At 66.8% G+C, this 24759-nt stretch carries 27 protein-coding genes; 16 read left to right on the forward strand and 11 right to left on the reverse strand.

Annotation, left to right across the window (positions count from 1 at the left end; genetic code table 11):
• Positions 1–6: 6 nt before the first annotated feature.
• From H286_RS0105180 to sucB, 3 genes are all read left to right on the forward strand, one after another.
• Complete coding sequence (locus H286_RS0105180) at positions 7–1479, forward strand: leucyl aminopeptidase (RefSeq protein WP_020097351.1); 1473 nt, start codon at positions 7–9, stop codon at positions 1477–1479.
• Positions 1476–2846, forward strand: coding sequence for a dihydrolipoyl dehydrogenase (gene lpdA, locus H286_RS0105185; RefSeq protein WP_020097352.1), 1371 nt, complete (start codon positions 1476–1478; stop codon positions 2844–2846). Before H286_RS0105180 ends, lpdA begins: the two co-directional genes overlap by 4 nt.
• A gap of 63 nt (positions 2847–2909) precedes the next feature.
• Positions 2910–4655: a 2-oxoglutarate dehydrogenase, E2 component, dihydrolipoamide succinyltransferase gene (gene sucB, locus H286_RS0105190; RefSeq protein ID WP_020097353.1), complete on the forward strand. Its 1746-nt coding sequence runs from the start codon at positions 2910–2912 to the stop codon at positions 4653–4655.
• 20 nt (positions 4656–4675) lie between these two features.
• Here sucB and H286_RS15025 read toward each other — a convergent pair whose 3' ends face one another.
• The gene (locus H286_RS15025) at positions 4676–5938 is read right to left on the reverse strand and encodes a hypothetical protein (protein WP_051090657.1); all 1263 of its coding nucleotides are present in this window, start codon (positions 5936–5938) and stop codon (positions 4676–4678) included.
• A gap of 117 nt (positions 5939–6055) precedes the next feature.
• Here H286_RS15025 and H286_RS0105205 point away from each other — a divergent pair, with 117 nt between their 5' ends.
• Positions 6056–6766: a DUF4191 domain-containing protein gene (locus H286_RS0105205; protein ID WP_020097356.1), complete on the forward strand. Its 711-nt coding sequence runs from the start codon at positions 6056–6058 to the stop codon at positions 6764–6766.
• 6 nt (positions 6767–6772) lie between these two features.
• Here the strand turns inward: H286_RS0105205 and H286_RS0105210 are convergent, their stop codons facing one another.
• Complete coding sequence (locus H286_RS0105210; protein ID WP_018186668.1) at positions 6773–7201, reverse strand: RDD family protein; 429 nt, start codon at positions 7199–7201, stop codon at positions 6773–6775.
• A gap of 131 nt (positions 7202–7332) precedes the next feature.
• Between H286_RS0105210 and glnA (H286_RS0105215) the strand changes: the two genes are divergently transcribed.
• Positions 7333–8757 (forward strand): type I glutamate--ammonia ligase, encoded by a 1425-nt coding sequence (gene glnA / locus H286_RS0105215; RefSeq protein WP_020097357.1) that lies wholly within the window; start codon positions 7333–7335, stop codon positions 8755–8757.
• Positions 8758–8832: 75 nt separating this feature from the next.
• Here the strand turns inward: glnA (H286_RS0105215) and H286_RS0105220 are convergent, their stop codons facing one another.
• From H286_RS0105220 to H286_RS0105250, 6 genes are all read right to left on the reverse strand, one after another.
• Complete coding sequence (locus tag H286_RS0105220) at positions 8833–9117, reverse strand: hypothetical protein (protein ID WP_018186666.1); 285 nt, start codon at positions 9115–9117, stop codon at positions 8833–8835.
• Between the two features lie 276 nt (positions 9118–9393).
• Positions 9394–9660: a hypothetical protein gene (locus H286_RS0105230; protein ID WP_018186664.1), complete on the reverse strand. Its 267-nt coding sequence runs from the start codon at positions 9658–9660 to the stop codon at positions 9394–9396.
• 49 nt (positions 9661–9709) lie between these two features.
• Positions 9710–10618: a DUF808 domain-containing protein gene (locus H286_RS0105235; protein WP_018186663.1), complete on the reverse strand. Its 909-nt coding sequence runs from the start codon at positions 10616–10618 to the stop codon at positions 9710–9712.
• 27 nt (positions 10619–10645) lie between these two features.
• Positions 10646–13624, reverse strand: a complete 2979-nt coding sequence (locus H286_RS0105240; RefSeq protein WP_020097358.1) for a bifunctional [glutamine synthetase] adenylyltransferase/[glutamine synthetase]-adenylyl-L-tyrosine phosphorylase — start codon at positions 13622–13624, stop codon at positions 10646–10648.
• A gap of 4 nt (positions 13625–13628) precedes the next feature.
• On the reverse strand, positions 13629–14966 hold the full coding sequence (glnA, locus tag H286_RS0105245) for a type I glutamate--ammonia ligase (RefSeq protein WP_018186661.1): 1338 nt from the start codon (positions 14964–14966) through the stop codon (positions 13629–13631).
• 78 nt (positions 14967–15044) lie between these two features.
• Entirely contained in the window at positions 15045–15227 is a 183-nt protein-coding gene (locus tag H286_RS0105250; protein ID WP_020097359.1) for a hypothetical protein, read from the reverse strand.
• 92 nt (positions 15228–15319) lie between these two features.
• Here H286_RS0105250 and ppgK point away from each other — a divergent pair, with 92 nt between their 5' ends.
• From ppgK to H286_RS0105270, 4 genes are all read left to right on the forward strand, one after another.
• The gene (gene ppgK, locus H286_RS0105255) at positions 15320–16168 is read left to right on the forward strand and encodes a polyphosphate--glucose phosphotransferase (protein ID WP_020097360.1); all 849 of its coding nucleotides are present in this window, start codon (positions 15320–15322) and stop codon (positions 16166–16168) included.
• Positions 16146–16406, forward strand: coding sequence for a hypothetical protein (locus tag H286_RS0105260; RefSeq protein WP_018186658.1), 261 nt, complete (start codon positions 16146–16148; stop codon positions 16404–16406). The genes ppgK and H286_RS0105260 overlap by 23 nt, the downstream gene beginning before the upstream one ends.
• A 241-nt stretch (positions 16407–16647) precedes the next feature.
• Entirely contained in the window at positions 16648–17547 is a 900-nt protein-coding gene (locus tag H286_RS14900) for a hypothetical protein (RefSeq protein ID WP_155900289.1), read from the forward strand.
• A 221-nt stretch (positions 17548–17768) separates the two neighbouring features.
• Positions 17769–18578, forward strand: a complete 810-nt coding sequence (locus H286_RS0105270; RefSeq protein ID WP_020097362.1) for an NPCBM/NEW2 domain-containing protein — start codon at positions 17769–17771, stop codon at positions 18576–18578.
• Positions 18579–18635: 57 nt separating this feature from the next.
• Here the strand turns inward: H286_RS0105270 and H286_RS0105275 are convergent, their stop codons facing one another.
• Positions 18636–19067, reverse strand: a complete 432-nt coding sequence (locus H286_RS0105275; RefSeq protein ID WP_020097363.1) for a helix-turn-helix domain-containing protein — start codon at positions 19065–19067, stop codon at positions 18636–18638.
• A 454-nt stretch (positions 19068–19521) separates the two neighbouring features.
• Between H286_RS0105275 and H286_RS14780 the strand changes: the two genes are divergently transcribed.
• Together H286_RS14780 and H286_RS0105285 are read left to right on the forward strand one after the other, a co-directional pair.
• Positions 19522–20112, forward strand: a complete 591-nt coding sequence (locus H286_RS14780) for a DUF2510 domain-containing protein (protein ID WP_081630832.1) — start codon at positions 19522–19524, stop codon at positions 20110–20112.
• A 91-nt stretch (positions 20113–20203) separates the two neighbouring features.
• Entirely contained in the window at positions 20204–20536 is a 333-nt protein-coding gene (locus H286_RS0105285; RefSeq protein WP_020097365.1) for a hypothetical protein, read from the forward strand.
• A 161-nt stretch (positions 20537–20697) separates the two neighbouring features.
• Here the strand turns inward: H286_RS0105285 and H286_RS0105290 are convergent, their stop codons facing one another.
• Positions 20698–21792, reverse strand: a complete 1095-nt coding sequence (locus H286_RS0105290; RefSeq protein ID WP_231370908.1) for a Fic family protein — start codon at positions 21790–21792, stop codon at positions 20698–20700.
• Between the two features lie 209 nt (positions 21793–22001).
• Here H286_RS0105290 and H286_RS0105295 point away from each other — a divergent pair, with 209 nt between their 5' ends.
• From H286_RS0105295 to H286_RS14905, 4 genes are read left to right on the forward strand one after another with little or no spacing between them, the layout of a single operon-like run.
• On the forward strand, positions 22002–22304 hold the full coding sequence (locus H286_RS0105295; RefSeq protein ID WP_020097367.1) for a hypothetical protein: 303 nt from the start codon (positions 22002–22004) through the stop codon (positions 22302–22304).
• Between the two features lie 46 nt (positions 22305–22350).
• Complete coding sequence (locus H286_RS0105300) at positions 22351–22941, forward strand: hypothetical protein (RefSeq protein WP_231370892.1); 591 nt, start codon at positions 22351–22353, stop codon at positions 22939–22941.
• A 5-nt stretch (positions 22942–22946) separates the two neighbouring features.
• Positions 22947–23222 carry a hypothetical protein gene (locus tag H286_RS0105305; RefSeq protein WP_036324123.1) on the forward strand — a complete coding sequence of 92 codons (276 nt, stop codon included), beginning with the start codon at positions 22947–22949 and terminating at the stop codon, positions 23220–23222.
• A gap of 35 nt (positions 23223–23257) precedes the next feature.
• On the forward strand, positions 23258–23416 hold the full coding sequence (locus H286_RS14905) for a hypothetical protein (protein WP_020097370.1): 159 nt from the start codon (positions 23258–23260) through the stop codon (positions 23414–23416).
• 81 nt (positions 23417–23497) lie between these two features.
• Here H286_RS14905 and H286_RS14910 read toward each other — a convergent pair whose 3' ends face one another.
• A complete protein-coding gene (locus H286_RS14910; protein WP_155900291.1) occupies positions 23498–23737 on the reverse strand; it encodes a hypothetical protein in 240 nt (79 codons plus the stop codon).
• Positions 23738–24065: 328 nt separating this feature from the next.
• Between H286_RS14910 and H286_RS0105320 the strand changes: the two genes are divergently transcribed.
• Positions 24066–24674: a hypothetical protein gene (locus H286_RS0105320; protein WP_020097372.1), complete on the forward strand. Its 609-nt coding sequence runs from the start codon at positions 24066–24068 to the stop codon at positions 24672–24674.
• The last annotated feature ends 85 nt before the right edge of the window (positions 24675–24759 follow it).

The raw sequence follows: 24759 nt of genomic DNA on the forward strand, positions 1-24759 counted from the left end.
GAGACCATGCCGCACCCCGAGCTGACCGTGTCCACCTCTCCCGCACGCGACGGCGGCGCCGACGCGATCGTCCTGGCCCTTCCGCCGCTCGAGGAGGCGGCGGCGGTCCTGTCCGAGTGGCCCGGCGTGGAGGACGTCCTCCGCGGCGTCGGGTACACGGGCGTGGCGGGAACCACCGTGCGGGTCTTCGCCCCGGCATCCACCGATCTCCCCCTGTTCGTCGTCGGAACCGGCGCAGCGCCGTCGAGCGACGCGATCCGGGATGCCGTCGGTGCGGCGATCCGCACCACCACGGGCTTCGCGCACGTGGCCGTCGCCCTTCCGCATGCACAGGAGCACTGGCGGGCGGCTGCCGAGGGCGCCGTCCTGGGCGGCTACCGCTTCGAGGGGTACAAGTCGGGTGAGCCCGCCAAGACCCGGGCAGCCCACGTGAGCCTTCACCTGACAGCGGACGTCGATGCCGCCGACCTGCGCGCCGTCGAAGTGGCGGGTTCGGCCGTCGCCCTCGTCAAGGATCTCGTCAACATCCCCGCCGAATGGCTCAGCCCGGCCGATCTCGCCGAGCGCGCGATCGAGGCCGTCGCGGGGCTGCCCGTCGACGTCGAGGTCCTCGACGAGACGGAGCTCGCCGCGCAGGGGTTCGGCGGCATCCTCGGTGTCGGCCAGGGTTCGGACCGCCCGCCGCGCCTCGTCCGTCTCAGCTACTCCCCCGCGGGCGCCGACCGCCACGTCGCCATCGTCGGCAAGGGCATCACGTTCGACACCGGCGGCCTGTCGCTGAAGCCGCCGGCATCCATGGTCGGGATGAAGTTCGACATGGCCGGTGCGGCTACGGCGCTCGCCGTCGTCCGCGCCGCAGCGCAGCGCGAACTCTCCGTCGGTGTCACCGCGTGGCTCTGCATCGCCGACAACATGCCCTCCGGACGCGCGACCCGCCCGGGCGACGTGCTCCGGATGCTCGACGGCACGACCGTCGAGGTCCTGAACACGGATGCCGAGGGCCGCCTCGTCATGGCGGATGGTCTCGTCGCGGCGAGCCGCACGCAGCCCGACGTGATCGTCGACGTCGCGACCCTGACGGGAGCCGTCATCGTCGCCCTCGGCAACCGCCACACGGGCGTCATGGGCGATGACGCCACCGTCGCCCGCTACCTCGAGGCGGCGGCATCCGTCGGAGAAGCCGCGTGGCAGTTGCCGCTCCCCGACCACATGGAGGACGAGCTCGACTCCCCCATCGCCGACATGCGCAACGCGAAGGTGGGCGACCCTGCCGGCGGGACGATGTTCGCGGGCCTGTTCCTGCGCCGATTCGTCGGACGGACGTCGGAGGATGCCGATGCCCCCCGCATCCCATGGGTGCACCTCGACATCGCCGGCAGCGGCGAGAACAAGGCATCGCCGTTCGGCCCGACGGACAAGGGCCCGACGGCCGCGACGGTGCGATCGCTCCTCGCCTTCCTCGAGACGGAGTCGCGATGACCCGTCACGACTTCGACCTCGTCGTCCTCGGCGGCGGCAGCGGCGGGTACGCGGCCGCGATCCGGGCGAGCGAGCTCGGCAAGACCGTCGCGCTGATCGAGAAGGACAAGGTCGGCGGGACGTGCCTGCACCGCGGCTGCGTCCCCACCAAAGCTCTGCTTCACACCGCCGAGATCGCCGATCACGTCCGCGAGGCCGCGGCCGTCGGCGTCGACGCCACGTTGACGGGCTTCGACCCGGCACGCATGACCGCGTACCGGGAGGGCATCGTCGCGAAGAAGTACCGCGGCCTGCAGAGCCTGCTCTCGACGCGCGGGATCACCGTCGTCGCCGGCGCCGGACGACTGACCGCAGAACGGACCATCCTCGTCGGCGACGACGAATACGCCGGCACCGACGTCATCCTCGCCACCGGTTCGCAGACGCGCTCCCTCCCGGGGATCGAACCCGGGGGCCGCATCCTCACGAGCGAGACCGCCCTCACCCTCGACGAGGTGCCGGCCTCCGTCGTCATCCTCGGGGGCGGCGTGATCGGCGTCGAGTTCGCCAGTGCGTGGCGTTCACTGGGCACCGAGGTCCTGGTCGTCGAAGCACTGGATCGCCTGCTGCCCGCGGAGGAAGCCGTGTCGAGCAAGGCGCTCGAGCGTGCGTACCGCAAGCGCGGCATCCAGACCGCCCTGTCGACCCGGTGCGAAGGCGTGAGCGCACGAGAGGACGGCGTCGCGGTGACCCTCTCGGACGGTCGCGTCGTCGATGCCGACTACGTTCTGGTCGCCGTCGGCCGTGGGCCGGTCACAGACGGACTCGGCCTGGCGGAAGCCGGTGTCGCGCTCGATCGCGGCTTCGTGACCGTCGACGCCGACCTCCGGACGACGGTTCCGCACGTCTGGGCCGTCGGCGACATCGTCCCCGGCCTGCAGCTCGCGCATCGCAGCTTCCAGCAGGGCATCTTCGTCGCCGAGCGGATCGCGGGGCTTTCGCCCGTTCCGGTGCCGGAATCGACGATCCCGCGTGTCTCGTACTCGCACCCCGAGGTCGCCTCGGTCGGGCTGACCGAGGAGCAGGCGCGGGCTGCGCACGGCGACCGGATCACGGCGTTCGAGTTCAACCTCGCCGGCAACGCGAAGAGCGAGATCCTCGGAACAGCGGGGTTCGCCAAGGTCGTCCGGATCACGGACGGACCCGTCGTGGGCGTCCACCTCGTGGGCGACCGCGTGGGCGAGCTCATCACCGAGGGACAGCTCGCGATCGGATGGGAAGCGCACCCCGAGGACATTGCGCCCTTCATCCACGCGCACCCCACTCAGAGCGAAGCCCTCGGCGAGGCCTTCCTCGCTCTCGCGGGCAAGCCCCTCCATACCATCTGACCCCGTCGCACTCGCGACACTAAGCTAGACAGCACATCGCTTTTTCTTGAAGGAGACACAGTCATGAGCACATCCGTGGTCCTCCCCGCGCTCGGTGAGAGCGTCACTGAGGGAACGGTCACCCGCTGGCTCAAGAAGGTCGGTGATTCGGTCCAGGCCGACGAAGGTCTCCTCGAGATCTCGACCGACAAGGTCGACACCGAAATCCCCTCGCCCGTCAGCGGCGTGATCGAGGAGATCCTCGTGGACGAGGACGAGACGGTCGAAATCGGAGCCGTCCTCGCGAAGATCGGCGACGGCTCGTCGGCCCCCGCTGAGTCGGCTCCCGAGGAGTCGGCCCCTGAGGAGCCCGCTGCCGAGGAGCCCGCTGCCGAGGAGCCCGCTGCCGAGGAACCCGCGAAGGAAGAGGCACCGGCTCAGTCCGCGCCGGCATCCGCGCCCGCGTCCTCCGGCGACGCGAAGGACGTCGTCCTTCCCGAGCTGGGCGAGAGCGTCACCGAGGGCACCGTCACCCGCTGGCTGAAGCAGGTCGGCGATGACGTCGCCGTCGACGAGCCGCTTCTCGAGATCTCCACCGACAAGGTCGACACGGAGATCCCGTCCCCGATCGCCGGCACTCTCACCGAGATCCTCGTCCAGGAGGACGAGACCGTCGAGGTCGGCGCTGTGCTCGCCCGCGTCGGCTCCGGTGCCGCCGCTGCACCGGCCGAGCCGGCCCCCGCGGCGCCCGCCGAGGAGAAGACCCCCGAAGCACCCCAGGCCCAGGAGCCGACGCAGGACGCTCCCGCGGCTGAGGCGCCGAAGGCTGACGCACCCGCGGCCGAGGCCGAGGCCCCCAAGGCTGAGGCACCCAAGGCTGAGGCACCTCAGGCTGAAGCGCCTCAGGCCGCACCTGCCGAGGACGGCGTGACCTACGTCACGCCTCTCGTGCGCAAGCTCGCTCAGCAGCACGGTGTCGATCTGTCGACGATCACGGGCAGCGGTGTTGGTGGACGAATCCGCAAGGAGGACGTCCTGAAGGCTGCCGAGGCCCCGAAGACTGACGCAGCTCCGGCTGCCGCAGCACCGGCCCCCGCCGCCGTCGAGGTGTCGCCGCTGCGCGGCACGACGCAGCCCATGTCGCGTCTGCGCAAGGTCCTCGCCAGCCGCGCCGTCGAGTCGATGCAGCAGACCGCTCAGCTGACGACGGTCGTCGAGGTGGATGTCACGAAGCTCGCGAATTACCGCGACTCTGTCAAGGCGTCGTTCCTCGAGAAGACCGGCGACAAGCTGTCGTTCCTGCCGTTCTTCGCTCTGGCCGCCGCCGAGGCGCTGAAGACGTACCCCGTCATCAACTCCACCGTCGACGGCGACCAGATCGTCTACCCGGCGAGCGAGAACCTCTCGATCGCGGTCGACACCGAGCGCGGCCTGCTCACGCCGGTCCTGCGCGACGCGGGCGATAAGAACATCGCTCAGATCGCGCACGAGATCGCCGATCTCGCTGGCCGCACGCGCAACAACAAGCTGAAGCCGGACGAGCTCGCGGGCGGCACGTTCACGCTGACCAACACGGGTTCGCGCGGCGCGCTGTTCGACACGCCCGTCGTGTTCCTGCCGCAGTCGGCGATCCTCGGCACCGGTGTGGTCGTCAAGCGCCCAGGAGTGGTGACGGTCGACGGAAAGGACGCGATCAGCGTCCGTTCCTACGTCTACCTCGCCCTGTCGTACGACCACCGCGTCGTCGACGGTGCGGACGCGGCTCGCTTCCTCAGTGCGATGAAGGCCCGCCTCGAGGCTGCGCAGTTCGAGGGTCAGCTCGGCGTCTGACGCCGTTCGGGCGAAACCCGTCATGGCTGGTCCGCGAGGTCGTACACCTCGCGGACCAGCCATTTCTCTTCCACCCGCACCATGACCAGGACCTGCGTCAGCTCGTCTCCGACGATCTTCACCGCGGCAGCCCCGCCGTACTCATCCACGACGGCCACTCCGTAGCCGCCGGCGGCTGCAGGAATGTTCCCGGGGTCGACCGACTCCTCCCCCCACCGCTCGCGGCACGGCGCGTCCGAACACGCGCTCACCGCGTCGACCAGCCGGCGCGCGGCCGCGACGAGCTCCGCAGGCCCCGTGTCTTCGTGTGCAGGTGGGTCAGCCGGAGCCGAAGACGCCGCCGTCGGGGATGCAGAGGCGGACCTCGGCGGGGCAGTCGAAACGGACCCCACAGCGGCCGCCGGTCGGTCCTTCTCGTCGGTCGGCCACAGGGCTCCCGCCAGGATCACAGCGGTCGCCGCTGACGCCGCGACGAGAACCACTTTCCGCCTGCCCGCCGGGCGTGTCCTCCTCCGACCCCGGACGGCAGAGGTCCGCGTGAACACGGCACGAGTGCGGGCGATGGCGCGACCGACGCGATCGGCGACACCGCCGTCGACGAGTCGGGTGACGAGGTCGCGCACTGCACTCGTCACCCCGGGCCCGGCGGCGTGCTCGCCGGTGGTCCGCAGCCGCGTGGGCGGCGCCGTATCGGCGTCGCGGAGCGAGGTCGGAAGCGGCTCAGGATCGGCCGCCGCGAACAGCAGGTCCTCGACCTCTTCCGATTCGCGGCGCAGCCGGCGTGGATCGTCGATCGCCTCCACCGCGCGATCCAGCGCCGCACGGAGCGGCGGGTTCGCGGGGTCCAGACCTTTGAGAAGTGCGAGCGTGTCGCGCCGCCAGTCCAGTGTCCCCGTGAGCGCGAGGACGGGCCGCCCCTCCGTCGTCACCCACCACCGGCCGCAACTCGCACCCAGCCGGTCCGCCTCTGCCGCACCCCGAAGAGCACTGACGGCGACGGTGACGAGCGCTCCCGGTGACAGTGCGGCATCCCGCACCACATCGTCGAGCTGCACGGGACAGTGAGCCAGGAGGACGCGCGGCCCGTCCGTCGTCGCGGCGGCGTCGATGGGAGCGAGGATGTGCTCCGTGTTCAGCGCCGCCCACGCCGGTGAGGCCGCGACGTCGACCGCGTCCACCCAGACGGTGAGAGGTTCTCCGGCTCGGAGGACGCCGGCGAACGGTGCCTCCGCGAGTGTGAGATCGCGGAGGGCTGCGGGCGTCTCGAGAGTGACGGGGTCCATCCCTCCAGCCTGGGAAGCCGGTCAGGGTGCGGACGGCCCAGCCTGGCGGCCGGTGGACAGCCGGCATCCGCTCGACAGTGTGAAGAAGTCTGCGGGGCGCGAAGGTAGGCTGAGCACATGGCATCCCGCAGTACCGCACCTGAGAAACGCCCCGGATTCTTCTCGCAGATCCGCTCGCTCTACACGTTCACGCAGAGCGAGTTCCGCTGGCTGCCGTGGGCCCTCGTCGGCGCAGTCCTCGTCGGGATCGGCGTGGGCATCGGGATCGGGTTCCTCGTGCCGCCGGTGGAGATCTGGAGCGTCATCCTCTGGGGCGTGAGCGGCCTTCTCATGGGCGTCTTGCTGGCGATGGTCCTCTTGACCCGCCTGTCGACGCGCGTCATGTACCGCAAGCTCGACGGGATGCCCGGAGCCGTGGGACACGTCCTGTCGACGGGCCTCGGCCGCAGTTGGGTGACCTCGGAGATGCCGGTCGGCGTGAACCCCCGAACGCAGGATGCCGTCTACCGCGCCGTCGGGCGCGGCGGTGTGGTCATCATCGGCGAGGGAGCCCGTGGACGCCTGACGCGGCTCATCAACGACGAGCGCAAGAAGGTCTCGCGGGTGGCATCCGGGATCCACGTCGAGGTCCTCTACGTCGGCGACGGCGAGGGCGACATCCACATCTCCAAACTCGCCAAGACGATCAAGTCGCTGCCTAAGAACGTCGACCGTGCGACACTCGCCGCCGTCGTCAAGCGCATCGAATCGGTCTCCCAGTCGGTGACCTCGCTTCCGATCCCCAAGGGGATCGATCCGGCGCGCGCCCGGGCGCAGCGTCCTCGCTGATCCGGTTCAGCCTCTGACGAGGACGGTGCCGACGGCTTTGTCGTGGAGTCCGCGCTGATCGGCGTCCCAGATGACCGCCGGGAGGACGACGACGAGCAAGGCCGTGCGCACGATCGGGCGCCACAGGCCCGGCCATCCACCGCGGGCCAATTCGACGCGCATCCCCAGGATGCGATGCCCCGGGCTTCCCCCGATCGTGGGGATGAAGACGACCTGCAGAACGGCGAAGACGATCATCGGCGCGAACAGTGTCCACCCGGCCTTCTCGGGCAGAGCGAACTGGTCGTATCCGAAGAACGCAGTCGCCAGGATGGTCGCTGCCGCGTAGTCGATGAAGAGCGCGCCGATACGACGACCGGGGCGACCGATACTGCCGCGGCCGGTGGCGGGACGGCCCAACCGTTCTCCGGGATGATCGGGCGAGGACGAGGTCACCGCTTCAGACTAATCGCGCCCACGTAACATCCTCGAAACATCGGGGACACTGCCGAGCAACTGCTTCCCGATAGGTTCGAGGAGCGCCTGATCCGACGGGCGTCGACATCGCACCCGATCTTGGAGACTCCATGTTCAAAGATTCTTCCGAGGTGCTTGCTTTCATCAAGGACGAGGACGTCAAGTTCCTCGACATCCGTTTCACGGATTTGCCTGGTGTCCAGCAGCACTTCAACATCCCGGCCTCGACCGTTGACGAGGAGTTCTTCACGGTCGGCCAGCTCTTCGACGGCTCCTCGATCCGCGGCTTCGCGAACATCCACGAGTCCGATATGCAGCTGATCCCGGATGTCACGACGGCCTACCTGGACCAGTTCCGCGAGGCGAAGACGCTCGTCATGATCTTCGACATCTACAACCCGCGCACCGGCGAGATCTACCACAAGGACCCGCGTCAGGTCGCCAAGAAGGCGGAGAAGTACCTCGCCTCCACCGGCATCGCCGACACCGCGTTCTTCGCGCCCGAGGCGGAGTTCTACATCTTCGATGACGTTCGCTACGAGGTGAAGCAGAACTCGAGCTTCTACTCCGTCGACTCCGAGGAAGGCGCGTGGAACACCGGTCGCGTCGAAGAAGGCGGAAACCTCGCCAACAAGACGCCGTACAAGGGTGGGTACTTCCCGGTCAGCCCGGTCGATAAGACGGCCGACCTCCGCGACGACATCACCCTCAAGCTGATCGAGGCCGGCTTCGTGCTCGAGCGCTCGCACCACGAGGTGGGCACCGGCGGCCAGCAGGAGATCAACTACCGCTTCGACACCATGGTGCATTCGGCGGACGACATCCTGAAGTTCAAGTACATCGTCAAGAACACCTGCGAGGAGTGGGGCAAGGTCGCGACCTTCATGCCCAAGCCCCTCTTCGGCGACAACGGCTCCGGCATGCACACGCACCAGTCGCTGTGGCTCGACGGCAAGCCGCTGTTCTACGACGAGAAGGGCTACGGCGGGCTTTCGGACACCGCTCGCTGGTACATCGGCGGCCTGCTCGCACACGCCCCCGCGGTCCTCGCCTTCACGAACCCGACGATCAACTCGTACAAGCGACTGGTCAAGGGCTACGAGGCTCCCGTCAACCTGGTCTACTCGGCGGGCAACCGTTCGGCTGCGATCCGCATCCCGATCACCGGCTCGAACCCGAAGGCCAAGCGCATCGAGTTCCGCGCTCCGGATGCCTCCGGTAACCCGTACCTCGCCTTCGCGGCGCAGATGATGGCCGGCCTGGACGGCATCATCAACCGCATCGAGCCGCACGAGCCGGTCGACAAGGACCTGTACGAGCTGCCGCCCGAGGAAGCGAAGAACATCCCGCAGGTCCCGAACTCGCTCCTCGACTCGCTCGAGGCTCTGCGGGCCGACCACGAGTTCCTCACCCGCGGCAACGTGTTCACGCCCGAGCTCATCGAGACGTGGATCGAGTACAAGATCGAGAACGAGATCAAGCCGATCGCGGCACGCCCGCACCCCTTCGAGTACGAGCTGTACTTCGGGGTCTGATCCCACGATCGAGAAGAGCCCGCCGGCAGGACGCCGGCGGGCTCTTCTGCGTCGCCCGGGAGGTGACGACGTGCGTCAGAGACCCTCGTTGTCGTTGGTCGTCAGCCATCGCTGAAGCTCATCACCGGTGGGCCGCAGGGAGGTTCCCCATGACTGGACCACCGGGGCATCCGTCTCTCCCGACAATGTGCACAGGTACCCGTCCTCCGTCTCGGCGGGCACGTAGACGAACCATTCCGGCGTCACGGTGCGCCGCACGACGAGCGCGCTGTCCTCATCTACGGTGAGGGGCTGATCCGGCATGCTCGCGCTGACGCATTCCGAGACCAGCTCGCCCCATTCGGTCGAGTCGAGGACCACAGGCTCAGCGCCGGCGGATACGGACGGCGAGGGCGACGGAGCGGGTGCAGCCGATGACGCACCGGCTGAGGACGGCGGCACGGCCGAATCGCTGGGTGCGGGTGCCCCGCCGCTCGTCCCTGTAGGGGCGCATCCGCTGGCAGCCAGCGCCCCGAGGAGAGCGATCGATGCCGCCGCCGTACGTCTTCCGATCTGCGGTCGAACCGCTCTCTGAGGTGTCATTCCTCGAACGTATAGGTGAATGATGCACCGTCACCGAACGATCGGATAACGACGTCAGAAGCCCGGCAGGTTGATGTCTTTCGGATCCACCTCGATGTCGCCGACGTCGTCGGGGCCACCCGTGCCCGGTGCGACCTGGACCTGCGACGCGTCGATGTCGCCGTCGACGTCGTCGGAGACATGTTCGCCCTGCTTCTGCTGCGTCTCGGTCTCACTGCCGGGGCTGTAGGCGGTGTCCCGGTCGACCCCATCGACCTGGGACTGGGGTGAATCCGTCGCGGGTGTGGGTTCGCCGGAGGGGGAATCGTGGTGGTTCGTCATCCTCGGACGCTACGCTCCCCCACACCGGGACCACGCCCCCTTGACAGCCTCAGTGGGCTGCCGGCGTCTCGGTCTTCGTGTGTCCCCGGTCCTTGCCGCGCAGGCGTCCGATCAGCAGGATGACTCCGACGATGACGAGCCCGAGGAGCAGACCGGCGACGGCGGACACGAGTGTCTCGCCGATCCACACGATGACGGGCCCGGCGGCCTCGAGCAGATGCTCCACACCGTGCAGCAGGTCCGTCGTCCAGTGCCAACCGACCTTGCCCACGTTCTCGAGCACGAGGTGTCCACCGACCCACAGCATGGCGACGGTGCCGAGGATGCTGATGGCACGGAACACCGCAGGCATGGAGCGTACGATCCGGGCGCCGTTGTGGCGCACGCGCTTGATCGAGCTCTTCGCCATCTTCAATCCGATGTCGTCGATCTTCACCAGCAGTGCGACGGCGCCGTAGACGAGGAGGGTCATCATGAGGGCGATGACCGCCAGGATGGCGAGGGTCTGCCATACCCCGAGGTCCTCCTCGAGGCTGTCAAGCGCAATGAGCATGATCTCGCTCGACAGGATGAGGTCGGTGCGGACGGCGCCGAGGACCAGCTTCTTCTCGTCGCGCTCCTCCTCCTCTTCGGCGTGCATGTGGAACCCGAACCACTCGAGCACCTTCTCAGCGCCTTCGAAGCAGAGGAACGCTCCTCCCAGGATGAGCAGAAAAGGGAGCACCTGCGGGGCGAACGCCGTCAGGACGAGCGCGATCGGGATGATGATGAGGAACTTGTTGACGAGCGAGCCGAGCGCGATCTTCGCCACGATCGGGAGCTCCCGAGCCGGCGTGACCCCCTGGACGTACTGGGGCGTCACGGCAGCATCGTCGATGACGACACCGGCTGTCTTGGAAGAGGCCTTCAGGGCGGCGCTCAGGATGTCGTCGACGACGGCCAGCAGTCCAACGGACATGGGGGTGCCTTTCGGTGTGATCGGCACTCAGCCGTAGAAGAGATTCTCGAAGGCGCGACGTGCCCGACGCGCGGTACGCAGCCAATCCTCCTCCACCTGCGTGGCGGAGCGCGGCTCATACTCCAAGAGTCTGCCGATGCCGTCGAGTTTGCCACGATCGCTCGGCAGCACGTCGCTGGTCTGGCCGGAGAGGAGCGTGTTGGCCGACCGGAGCCGGCTGGCGAGCCACCATGCCTCGGCAAGACGTTCGGCCGCGTCATCCGGAACCAAACCGGCGCCGCGGGCGGCTTCGAGCGCGGCGGTGGTCGACGTGGTCCGGAGACCTTCGACGTCGGCGGCATGCTGCAGCTGGAGGAGCTGCACGAGCCATTCCACGTCGCTGAGTCCGCCCGGCCCGAGCTTGAGGTGCCGCGACCGATCGACCCCCTGCGGCAGTCGCTCGTTCTCGACCCGCGCCTTGATCCGTTTGATCTCGCGCAGACCCTGCGGATCGGGATGGAGCGGATACCGGAGGTCGTCCGCCAGCGCCATGAAGCGGCCGATCAGCGTGACGCTTCCGGCGACGCCTCGGGCACGCAACAGCGCCTGCGCTTCCCAGGACAGCGACCACCGGCGGTAGTACTCCGCGTAGGAGTCGAGCGATCGCACCATCGGGCCGTTCCGCCCCTCCGGGCGAAGACCCGCGTCGAGATCGAACGGCGCGCGCTGATCCTCCGAATGGGTGCGCAGCCCCTGGACGATCTTGAGCGCGAGCTCCTGCGCCCGCTGCGCCGGCACGCCGTTGGCGTCGTAGACGTAGATGACGTCGGCATCAGAGCCGAAGCCGAGCTCGGCTCCCCCGAAGCGCCCCATCGCGATCACCGCGAAGTCCAGCGCGTCGTCCTCGGGCGGGACGACCTCGCGCCACACCGCGCGGAGGGTCGCCTGGATCGTCACCTCGCTGATCGACGTCAGACCCTGCGAGAGCTCGGCGATCGTCAGCTCGCCCAGCAGTCCCCCGAGGGCGAGGCGAAGGAGCTCGCGGCGACGCAGCGCGCGCACCGAGCGCATCGCGTCGCCTATCGATTCGTGGCGCGCCTGGATCGCGCGCGCCTCCTGCTGCAGGGCGAACCCCGACCTTGGTCGCAGCTGCTCCGAGGAGTCGAGCCAGGCAGCCGCCTCAGGGATCCACTCCATGAGATCGGCGGCATACCGTGAGCCCGACAGCACGTGGGTCAGACGCTCCGCCGCACCAGAGGAGTCGCGGAGCATCCGCAGGAACCAGGGGGTGTCGCCCAGGCGTTCACTGATCCGCCGGAACGAGACCATGCCGTAGTCCGGATCGACCCCGTCGGCGAACCAGCGGATCATGACAGGCATGAGGTGGCGCTGGATGGTGGCCTTCCGGCTCAGTCCGCTCGTGAGCGCTCCGATGTGGCGAAGCGTCCCCGCCGGGTCTCGGAATCCGATCGCCGCGAGCCGGTCATGCGCTTGAGCTGACGACAGGGCGCCTTGTTCGTCCGCGGGCAGCGCCGCCACCGCCGACAGGAGCGGGCGGTAGAACAGCCGGATGTGGATCTCCCGCACCTGGAGCTTGATGCGCTCCCACACGGCTCCGATCCCGGCGGCATCCGTCGCCAGCCCGGTCGCTCGGGCCAGGACGCGCAGCTCGTCGTCGGTGGTCGGCATGAGGTGGGTACGCTGCAGTCGCCGCAGCTGCAGGCGGTGCTCCATGACGCGGAGGGTGCGGTAGTGCTGGCCGAAGGCCGCGGCATCCGTTCTCCCGATGTATCCCTCCCCGACGAGGGCGACCAGGGCACCCAGGGTGCTCTGCTGACGGATGCCCTCGTCCGACAGGCCGTGGACCAGCTGCAGCAGCTGGACGGTGAACTCGATGTCGCGGATGCCGCCGGGCCCGAGCTTCAGCTGCCGGGCGACCTCGTCTGAGGGGATGTGATCCGTCACGCGCTCGCGCATCCGCTGGACGCTGTCGACGAAGTTCTCCCGGGCGCTGCTCGTCCAGACGAGCGGTTGCACCGCGGCGCAGTACCGCTCCCCCAGTTCCAGATCCCCGGCGAGGGCACGCGCCTTCAGAAGCGCCTGGAACTCCCAACTCTTCGCCCACCGCGCGTAGTACGACAGGTGCGAGTCGAGGGTGCGGACGAGGGCTCCCTGCTTGCCTTCGGGCCGGAGGTTGGGGTCGACCTCCCACAGGGGCGGTTCGATCTCGACATCCGAGATGCCGCGCATCGTCAGCGCCGCGAGACGGGTCGCGATGTCGACCGCGCGGCCCTCGGCGAGTTCCGCTCCTTCGGCCACCCCGGCGACGAAGATGACGTCGACGTCGCTGACGTAGTTCAGTTCGCGCGCGCCGGTCTTCCCCATGCCGATGACCGCGAGGCGCGTCACTGCGACCTCGTCACGCGGGAACATCGTCGCCGCGCGAGCGCGAGCGGCGCACAGCGAGGCGTCGAGGGCCGCGCCCGCGGCATCCGCCAGCGCCGCCGCGACCTCCGGCAGCACGTAGGCGGCATCGTCGGAGGCGAGGTCGTAGGCGGCGACGAGCGCCACGAGCCGGCGGTAACGGACACGCAGGGCGATCCACGCAGACTCATCGGATGCCGCGGCGAACCCGTCCGCGTCCGCCCCGACGGATTCGAGCAGGCTCTCCCGCATGGTGCGCCCCGAGGGCAGCATCCGTCCCGCACCGATCAGGTGCACGAGCTCCTCGGGATGACGCAGGAAGAAATCGGCGTAGCCCGAGGAAGCCCCGAGGAGGGACCACGCGACGTCGCCGGCCTCGGCGAGCACATGCGTCAGGGCGTCGGGGGCACGCCGACCGATCCGCACGCAGGCCTGCACCGCACCGTCGGGGTCCGCCGCCCGCTGCGCAGCCGCGACGAGATCGGTACGCGCGATGCCGCTCAGCTCGCTCAGCTCGTCCAACGCGTCGGAGGACGATGCGAGGTCCGAGAACCCCGCACGGGCAAGATCGGTGAGCGCAGCCCGTCGCTCGATCGAGGCCATGGCCTCAGAGCATCTCGAGGTTCTTCTGCAGTTCGAAGGGCGTGACCTGCGACCGGTACTCCTGCCACTCGCGACGCTTGTTCAGCAGCACGTAGTTGAAGACCTGCTCGCCGAGGGTCTCCGCCACGAGCTCGGACTCCTCCATGTACTCGAGGGCGTGGTCCAGGCTCGACGGCAGCGGACCGTAGCCGAGGGCTCGGCGCTCGGCATCCGTCAACGACCAGACGTTGTCCTCGGCCTCGGGGGGAAGCTCGTACTCCTCCTCGATGCCCTTGAGGCCGGCCGCGAGCATCAGCGCGTACGCGAGGTAGGGGTTCGCCGCCGAGTCCAGCGCGCGGTACTCGACCCGCGTGGACTGTCCCTTGTTCGGCTTGTACATCGGCACGCGCACGAGCGCGGAGCGATTGTTGTGGCCCCAGCAGACGAAGCTCGGGGCCTCGTCGCCGCCCCAGAGGCGCTTGTACGAGTTCACGAACTGGTTCGTGACGGCCGAGATCTCGTTCGCGTGACGAAGAAGGCCCGCGATGAACTGTCGACCGGTCTTGGAGAGCTGGTACTGCGCACCCTCTTCGTAGAAGGCGTTCATGTCACCTTCGAAGAGGGACATGTGCGTGTGCATCCCGCTGCCGGGCTTGCCGCTGAGGGGCTTCGGCATGAACGTGGCGTAGACGCCCTGCTCGATCGCGACCTCCTTCACGACGGTGCGGAAGGTCATGATGTTGTCCGCAGTCGCCAGAGCGTCCGCGTAGCGGAGGTCGATCTCGTTCTGACCGGGCCCACCCTCGTGGTGGCTGAACTCGACCGAGATGCCGAGGTCCTCGAGCATCCGCACCGACCGACGACGGAAGTCGTGCGCGGTGCCGCCGGGGACGTTGTCGAAGTAGCCTGCCGAGTCAACCGGCTCGGGACCCTCAGGACCGAACGACGACGACTTGAGCAGGTAGAACTCGATCTCGGGGTGCGTGTAGAACGTGAAGCCCGCGTCCCCGGCCTTGGCCAGTGCGCGCTTGAGCACGTTGCGCGGGTCGGCAACTGCCGGCTGCCCGTCGGGCGTCGTGATGTCGCAGAACATGCGCGCCGTGGGATCGATCTCGCCGCGCCACGGCAGGGTCTGGAACGTGGCGGGGTCCGGATGAGCCAGCAGGTCGGACTCGTAGGAACGCGTCAGCCCCTCGATCGCGGAACCGTCGAACCCGAGGCCTTCGGCGAACGCGCCCTCCACCTCGGCGGGGGCGATGGCGACCGACTTGAGGGTCCCCGTCACATCCGTGAACCACAGCCGGATGAACTTGACCCCCCGCTCCTCGATCGTCCTCAGAACGAAGTCACGCTGCTTGTCCATCGCATCCTTCCCGGTGCCGAGCCGACTGCCAGACTAGCGGTCCGAAGCCGCGACGCCGTCACGCGACGCGGCGCCTGCTCACTCGTCTTCGGCGGCATCCTCTGCGGCCCACCTGCGCGAACGCTCCCGCATGATCTCCGGGGCACGAGCCGCTTCCTCGGCGGTGTCGAACGGACCGGCGCGATCGACCGCCGGAGACTCGAAGCCCTGCTGGACCTCACCCGTCTTCAGGTTGTACCAGTACTTTTCGGCGTTGCTCATGGGGTCCTCCTCGGCCTCGTGCGGTTCATCCTACGGACGGGTCCGCCAGAGGCCCACGTCCGGGCTGCCGCGGTCGGACTAGGCTCGAATGCATGACTGGGACCGCCACCACCGCCGTCGGCATCGACATCGGAGGGACGGGCATCAAGGGTGCCCTCGTCGACCTCTCGCAGGGAAAGCTCCTCACCGACCGCATCAAGGTCCCGACACCGAAGGGCGCCGAGCCCGATGATGTCCTGAAGGCCGTGACCGAGGTTCTGGAGAAGCTCGAGGTGACGGACGAGGATATCCCCCTCGGTGTGGCGTTCCCCGCGATCGTGAAGAACGGCCGCACACTGTCGGCCGCGAACGTCGCGCACACCTGGATCGACTTCGAGGCCGAGGCGTTCTTCGAGAAGGGTCTCGGCCGCCAGATCCACTTCGCCAACGACGCCGACGTCGCCGGCGTCGCCGAGATGCGGTACGGCGCTGCGAAGGACCGCGACGGGGTCGTGCTGCTCACGACCCTCGGGACCGGCATCGGCACCGCGATGATCTACAAGGGCGTCCTCGTCCCGAACACGGAACTCGGCCACCTGCACCGCCCGGGCCACAAGAAGGACTTCGAGCACTTCGCCGCGTACTCGGCGATGGAGCGCGAAGAACTCGAATGGGATGCCTGGGCCGAGCGCCTGCAGCAGTACTACAGCCACCTCGAGTTCCTCTTCACCCCCGACCTGTTCGTCGTCGGTGGCGGCGTCTCCAAGCACGCCGACAAATTCCTGCCCCTGCTGGATCTGAAGACCGAGATCGTCCCTGCCGTGCACCGCAACAACGCGGGCATCATCGGAGCCGCCGCACTGGCGCTCGCCGGCGACGACTCCGGCGCGCGTCGGTCGACGAGGGCGAAGACCTGGCGGGCACGACCTCGCGCTGACCATGAAGGTGCAACAGGTCGATGAGCGCGATGCGCGCTCCGAGGACTACGCGGTCGGTTACCGCGTGATGCTTGTTGGCCCCGGGCTTCGCATCGCGGCCTTCGACGTCGACGACGCAACACCTCGAGACGTCATGGAGTGGGCGGAGTCGGCCGCCGCCACTCGTGAGGCGAACTTCTCGATCGCCGCGAGGACGCGTAGCGACGACGGCGGAGTGGACCTCATCTGGCTGACTCCACCCCCGGAAACCTTCATGGGCTAGGACGCCTCGACGTACGAGGGGCGAATGGGCCGGCCTGTACGCCGGGTTCTGAACGCACGGACGTCGCGGCCAGCTGGCTGTCGTTGGCAAGCGCTGAAAACCCCGGTCAAGCGTCAATTGTCTGAGTTGCCCGGGATTGGGCGTGGTTGCGGGCTATCGCGTTTTCCGCGGACGCGTTGCGGACTGCGGGCGGACTGAGGAGCACCGTGCGCTCGCACACTCAAGCTGGAAAGCTCTTGCCATGGCGAACTCGATGACTGAACGCGACGAGGGTTCGGAGTGGCTCTACTGGGATCCCAAGCCACGGCGTTGGCGCAGGGTTGAACTCCTGACAGTTCCTGCTGGCAACCCCAAGCGCATACGAATACAGCACCTCGACCGGGACAAGGCGGGCGCTGCCGAATGGGCTCCTGCTTCTCGCTGCAGAGTCCGGTGGTCGGAACGCGGAGAGTACCTGGCGAGAGTCGAGCGGTGGGAGAGAGTTTCCGAACCCAGCCCTCCGACCCATATCGGGGACATCGCGGCTACGCTCCTCGATCGATACGTCGATGCGGATATTGCGGAGTTCTCGACCGTCGTAGGCGTCCTCCTTGTCCGCGACGCCGAGCGACTCGGAGCGCAGTGCGGCGTCTCGCCCACTTTCTTGACATCGGATCCGGCTGCATTCCGGGAACAGGATGGCTGGGTCATCCCGTGGTCAACGGCTGACAAAGTGCTTCGCGAACTGTGCCGGACCGACCCGGGTCCGGGCCTCCAGCTCCTGGAGGAGCAATTGCGCAACCAGCAGGCCTTTGATCAGCTGGTCGAGAAGGAGGGACCGCGGTGGTGGCAACGCATTGATGAACTGGAACCGTCCGATGAGCGTCTGGCGGCGTCGACGAGGGCATGGCATGAGGGAAGACTTGCCGCGACGCGCAGGGTTCGACTTTGGTTGGAGGATGGTAACCCCGCGGGGCTGGCAGACGCATACCTGGAACTGCGAGGGATGTACGCCGACCTGGCCGAAGCCGCACGAGACGCGATTCCTCGGCTGGGTATGGACCGCACGCAGATCTCCGGCCGCATCGCGATCCGATTGCGTCAGCTGACCGACGAGCCGACGCCGGTAGTCAATGTGCGCGGTTTCCGGCGGAGCGAGTAAGCCCGGCCGAGATCCAATGAGGATCGGCAATCGGTGGAGGTGACAAAACTGGTCGGCGGCCGCACTCATGTGAAGACGAGTAGGTCGGGACCTGTTCGAAAACTGATGCTGGCTCACCAGCTCGTCACGCCCCTATGCTTCGAACGCGCGGGGTCATGGGGCCCCGCATGTTCTGGGGAGAACTAATGCGCAAATCAGCGTTCACGCGATCGCGAGTGGGGGTGGCGGTCATTGCCGCTGCGGTCGGTTTCGGTCTTCTGGCGGCTCCGAGCCCTGCCTCGGCCGCCGAACGGACCACGGTGGTGCTTGGCAAGATCGCTGCCGCCAGTGGCGGGACGGTCACCGCGGGGAAGGTCATCGTCCTTTCGGGACGAGCGTCCTCGAACCTGAAAGGCAAGAAGCTGATCGTTCAGGTGAAGGCGGGGGCGGCTTGGCGGACGCTCAGCGCAACGCCCACCGTCACGTCGAAGCAGACCTTCGCCGCGAAGGTGAAGGCTGTGGGCCTCGGGACGACGACCTACCGCATCGTCTACCCCGGCACGACGGCCGGCAAGGATCTCAGCCGGTCGACAAGCAGCCGCAGCACAGTCGTCTGGCAGTGGTTCCCGCTAGCCGGGCAGAAGACGGTCGACTCGAAAGCAAGCTACGGCTGGTACGAGCCGTACGCTCAGGCAGCCACGATGGCAGGCGTCTATTACCCCGAGGCTATTGCCGGGAGCTCGAAGAATGACCGCACATCGTGGTCGGAGTTCAATCTCTCGTTCCAGTGCAAGCAGTTCTCTGCCCTTTCTGGCACAGACGACTCATCGCCTTCTGACAGTTCCGGAACCAGCTACATCACCGTCGATAGCACCACACCATCGAAGGGATCGGTCCCGCTCAAGCTGGGTAAGCCCACCGCCATCAGCCTGAACGTCACAGACGCCATGCGCTTGCGACTCTCGGTCGTCTCGCCGAACTCCGACGCAGTCACCGCCGTGTGGGCAAACGCGAAGATCCTCTGCAAGAAGGACGTGAACCCGAAAGACTGAGCCGTTCCGCGCGAAGACGCCCCCCCCCAGATTTGATCAGCCTGGGGGGCTTCTCCGTCACATGAAACCAGCGCCCTTGAGCCGTTCGATCGTCGCCTCGCGCGTCAAACGGTCGTGAGGGTCGATCCTCCGAAGGAACTCGTCGACGTCGTTCAGGTTCCGCACGCCTGGACTGTCAGGGCCGTGCGCTCGTGTCGTGGTGCGTCGCGGGATCAGCGGGGCCTCTCCCTCCGTGGGGGTGGGCGCCTTCGCCCTCAGATGATCGAGCACTTCGCTGGGGAACATGCGCCAGCGGTTCCCCACTTGGAAGGCAGGGATCTCACCTTCTCTCGCGAGGCGGAGCACGACCTCGTACGACACGCCCAATGTCTTCGCCATCGTTGCGGCCGAGATCGCGGCCTCGACGGGCTCCGCCGGCACCTCGAGCTCACCCTCCGCGAAGGCCTGGCAGCCCGTCGGGGGCTGACGGGCGTTCAACCCACGCGACATCGATGGTGGTCCCATCCCATGCGCATTCGTACCCGCCGTCGATGTCACGCATGACTGTCGCGCAGGCAGGGCATCTTGGCTGCGCGCCGTCATCGAACTCATCCATGGAGGTCACGCCGCTAGCCTCGCACGCCACCACGAGTTTGCGCGGTTCACCGACCCTGCTCGAGCGCAGCAGTATGACCCCCAGCACGAGAACGGCTGCAAGAAGTGGGATCGATGGGTCCGCCGACGTGGCATGCATGACAGATGCCAACGTCGCTTCACCGCCGTCCAGCACTGCGTCGACCACTCCCCCGTGTCGTTCCCCCGAAGACATGAGTCCAAACAGTAGACCAAGAGCAACCACCGACTCGAATTGGGCGTAAGTGTCTGCGTGTCCTCAAGTGGGCCCGATGGCGCTACTCTCACCAAAGAACGGCACAGCGGTGCGCCGTCAGTATGGGGGACCATCATGACCAATACACCTCTGCCCGCACCCGGGTGGTACCCGGCGGCGCACGCCAACAATGAGGCGCGCTACTGGGACGGGAGCCAGTGGCTCGAACAAGGGTCTGTCGCTGCAGCCGAACCGGCCACGACACCTCAGGAACCCGCGCCGGTCGGACCAAAAGCAAGCGCTGAGAAGAAGCCGCACTTTCTTCGTCGGCACTGGGCCATCATCGGTGTTGGCGTCGCGGGCCTGGTGATCGGGGGCATCATTGGGGGCGCTGCCAACTCGCACAGCGAGCCAGTCGCTCAGCCAACGCCCGTCCCAGCAGAGACAGTGGAGGTCGAGAAGATCGTCGAGTCTGGCGCACCAGAGATCTGCGTCAAGGTCGCCGGTGACCTCTTCGACATGGTCACCGGCTTTAACAGCGACATCGCATTGAACTACAACGAAGCGCTCCAGATCATCGCGACCGAGATGAGCAGCGGGTTCCCCGACGCGTCCGAGATTGAGCGAGCGACAGGCTTGGTCCAGGACGCTACCGACACCGTGTCGGGCTACACCGATCAGATGCAGAACGGCCTGAGCGCCGACTATCTAGAGTGCGTCGAGTGAGCATCAAACCATCCCCCGCGGGCTCAGGCGTCGGGCACCGCATCTACGCGCGCCCACACCTGACAGTGGGCGGCACGATAGGTTTCGCGTCGTGACGATGTTCAGTGGCGATGACCGGGCGCGACCTTCGATCTTCGACGCACCGATACCGCAGCTCGTGTTCCTCGCCATCCTCGGACCTCTTGCCCTGATCGGTGCCGTGATATTCACCCTCTGGTCGGGTTCGATTGACGTAGAGATTGATGTGCTGTTCGACCCGAGCGACGCCGCCCTGAAAGCAGGCCTAGCCGCGTGGGCGAACATTTTCCTCATCGTCGGGGTAGCCGCATCGGTCGCCGCTATTGGCCTGAATGGTGTCCTGCAGATGCTGAAGCGGGTCTTCAGCGCGCTTGAGTCACGGCTGTCATCCGAGGACGCCAGGTAAGGCGTCGCCCGCGGGGGAACGTTCGATATAGGGGACATCTATGCGTGTGCCGTCGAATCTGCACTCGTAACCGCCGTCGACGTCGCGCATAACCGTCCCGCAGGCGGGGCAGTTGGGTTGCTCACCGCCCTCGAACGAGTCAGCCGGCAAGGTGGCTTCGATCATTGGAGACGGATCGGAAGGAATGCCTCGATCAGCTCCCTGTTGGCTCGGAAGCCACGCCCCGAGCGTACGATGAGCCGTCGATTAAGCAGTCCGTTGATGTCACGCGAAATCGTCTTGGACTCCTTGTTCGCGTACTCCCTCAGGACACGGGCGGATACCTCAGGGAGCTTCGCACGAGTAACGACCTCTCCAGGTGGCATGTCGAGCACCAGGTGCATCTGTCGTCGCTTTGCCGGTGTGTCCTCGTCTCGGAACATATCGTGCACGTAGTTGACCCACGTGACTGAGAGCTGCTGCTGCCGGACGATCTGGATTTGCTCCCGAAGCTGGTCTACGAGCCCCTGGACGGCGTACCGCACGAATCCCTCGATCGGGTACCCCGGCATCCGGCTCGTCTTGTCGAGCTCGATCAGGTATACATCACGCGTGAGGTTGTAATGGTTGGAGAGAAGGTGCGCGGCCGGGCTGGGGACGCCGGCCTCGATCATCAGTTGAAACTCGATCATCCGTGCGGTGCGACCATTGCCGTCGCCGAATGGGTGGATCCAGGCGATGTAGAGATGGGCAAGGATCGCCTTCATTACCGCTATCGGGAATCGCATTTCGGGCTGGTCGTCAGGTGCCTGAAGTTGATTGAGCCAGTCCACCATCTGGTCGAGAAGGTACTCCGCATCCTCCGCAGGCGCGCCGCGGTAACCGGACAAACCGACGACGACGCTGTCCGTTCGTGTGCGACCGGGTATCACTCCCTCGCGCAACGGCTGTCCGTCCAAGATCCGGCGGTTGAACTCCTTGATTCGCGCCACGCTGAGCGAGAAGTCGCCTCCCAGGCGCATCTCGTCCGCGAGGTCGTTGCATATAGCCAGGATGTTGTCGATCTCGGCGCCCAGGTACTCCCGCGACTTAGAGAGTTCAAGCTCTCCGTCGATGCGGCGACGGACCTCGTCCTCGCTCAGGGTGTTGCCCTCGATGCTCGTCGTTCCGTGGATGCCTTTGGTCAGGAAGACCTTGTGAAGTTCCGCCGCGATCTCCGGCGTGAGGGCGGCCCCGGCGAGATGCTCGCACTTCGACTCGGCTTCACCCAGAAGCATCCAGACCACGTGGGATAGTCGACTCATGTCTACCCGAAAGGTCAGCCAGGGGTGCGTGCCGACATACTGACGCAGGGTGGAGGTAGCAGTCACGTAGCGATTATTGCACTACTTTTTGTCCATCCGGCTGACCTTCTGGATGTCCGAGTTTGCGGGCTCATGTCGGCGTAGCCTGACATCCTCGGCCGGAGGAAGGATCCCGGCCACCCGTGACGAAGAACCGCCGCTACGAGGCGCACTACGACACCCTCAACGACGCTCGCATCATGGAGTCGGCGAACGTCCGCGCTGCGACCACGCTCCCCCAGCAGGCGTTCGGCCCGCAGCCGTTCGAGTGGACGAACCGCGGGCAGCCAGTATGGGCGTGGATCTCGTGGGCGGCGGGGCCAGCGACGCGGATCCCGGCGACCGCGACCGGGTGGAACGACCGCGTCGTATGCGTCGAGTGGGAAGCGCACGGTGGCCGGCGATCAGTGATCGTCTGGCGTAACGCTGTCTCGCGACGCTCATAGGATCGCATTCATGCCCGTCACGCCATCTGTCCTTCGACTCCCGATTTTGACCCTCCTGACCGCCGGAGCGATCGTTCTTAGCGGATGTACTCCCGAGCAGGCTGCGCCCGCGGCAGTCGCCACCTCCGCGACGCCGGCTGCGAGCCCGACCCCCGAGTCTGCGACGCCTGCCGGCGCCAAGACAGGCGACATTGTCGACGACGCGACGTCTGAGGCGATCAACGGCGAGTACATCGACCCGATGCGCAAGGACATGACGGTCAAGCTGAGCTCGGGCGAGAACATCCTCGTCAAGAAGGCCGAGCCTCTGCCGAAGGTAGTCATCGACAGCGTGACGAAGGACGTCAAGACGGCAGCCCCGAACTACGCCAATGACACTTCCAACGACAGTGTCAACAAGATGGCCGACATCAAGCGTGACCTTGAGGAGCGCACCGGCCGGATGATCGCGACCGTCGTCTACGGCAACAGCTACAACGACAACGGAACCTGGTCTAAGGGCTGGTTCGTCGGCGAGCCGGCGACCGAGATCCTCGGCCAGTACCCGTCGAAGGAAGCGGCTATCGCAGCCGTCGAAGGCTGGGTCGCGAAAAGCCCCGCGATGCGGACCTACATCGTCATCGACACGGAAGGTTGATCATCATGTACCTCGGCACGATGCGCCCCAGCGAGACCCAAGCTGTCGACCTGACCGGGAACTCGCTCGAGGAGATCCACGCGGCCGCGATCGCGCGGCTCCCTGCCGGTTTCGAGCTCGTCAGCGCTCCGGTGCAGATGATCAAGGGCAGCACCGCCCTGACCGCGACCGCCACGTTCCGACGCGTCGATGGCATCCGCGAGATCGAGGCCGACGACCGGGCCGCGCTGTTCGCGAAGGTGCCCGCCGGCTGGCAGCTGCTCGAGCTGCGCACCGCCTGAGCGGCGCGGGTCGGAGCGTGGCAGGATCAGGTCCCATGAACGTTGAAGACGAGATCAAGGCGATCGCCGCGAACGTCGCCCACCTGAAGGCAAGCGGTCGGTTTGGCCACAACCCGGCGGAGGCCGACATCCATCGGCAGCTCGAGGGCATTTGGGAAGCGGTGCTTATCCTCGCCCGCGCGATCGACAAGTAGATCGCTCGACCTCCGCGAAACGCGGAACAGCCCCCGTAGCCGGCATCCGTGAGGACGCCGGCTACGGGCTGAACAATGGCGTCAGGTTCGGTCTAGGTAAACCCACAGGTGGTCGATCTCATAACCGGCAGGCAAAGCGTCCAGGTAATCCATGCCGTCTTGCACAGCCGCGAACGCATCCGTCGAGGTCGGGAAACGGCCCTCATACGCAGCCGTTCCGATCTTCCGAAAACCGGCGTTAGCGAGCACCTTTCGGAGCTCCTGCTGCTTGTTGTTCGGCGATGGGCCATTGATCGATGCCCGGACGATTGCACGCGCCATTCTGAACCCCCATTGCGAGGGACATCTTCATCCCCCTGGCGGACAACATACAAGCAAAACCCCCGACCACCTCAAGAGAGGCAGTCGGGGGCTGAACTATGTAGGGCGGCGTTACTGATACCCCCCCCTAGAGCGTTCAGTGGGCGGGCCAGAGAGCCTCGCTCACGCGGCGGTCGCATCAGCCACTACGGCCCATCCGCGTTGGCGAAGTGCGTCCAGTATGGCCTCGACGTGCTCCTCCGGGCTACGCCAACGACGTGAAGAGCGGTCGAGCGACTCTGCGACCTGAGCGATGAATCGCTAGGCTCACGAACTGGAGGAGTCGGGCATGTCGAGTCAGTCGAAATTGCGTGAGGCGAAGCACTTCGCCGAGCTCTTCCCCCAGCAGCATGACGAAGACGGCATCAGGCGCGTCTTCGGCGCTGCGGTCGCCGCGATCAGGACAGCCGCGCAAGCCATGCGGGAGGAGTCTCTGGCTCGCGTTTCCGGGGAACGCGACGCCTCGAGGACCAAGCGCGATTTGCGAGAGTGGTGGGACGCTGAACACCGCCGTCAGATGGACGACGACGTGTTGCGTTGGATCCTCGACGCCCGAAACAGCGACCAGCACGGTGACAATGCCAACTACCTTCAGGTCTATTACCGGTACGAAGCGGACTTGGTGTGTTCAACTGTGCCACCGGGAGCGGAAGTTGCCGACGGACAGATTATTTACGACCGCCACACCCCCGACGAACGGCGAGAACCCCTCAACGGCATCCACTCCAAGAAGTTCTTCTCACGTGCGGTCGGGAAGGTGGAGACACACCGCGGCGACGACATCCGCGACCACAACGGACCCCACGCGCTGCTGTTCATGGCGATCGAGTACTACAAGGAACTTTGGTACGCGACTCAGGATGACCCGCTGACCAGCGACTGGCCGCGGCCCCTCTGAACCGCGCAGGAGCTGCCCTGGTCATCGACACCATGCACGGAAGCGCCAGTCGCGCGCCCTCAGCGCGTGTCGCCTCGGGCGCGCG

The sequence above is a fragment of the Microbacterium sp. 11MF genome, assembly GCF_000383475.1.
GTDB classification, from domain to species: Bacteria; Actinomycetota; Actinomycetes; order Actinomycetales; family Microbacteriaceae; genus Microbacterium; species Microbacterium aquilitoris.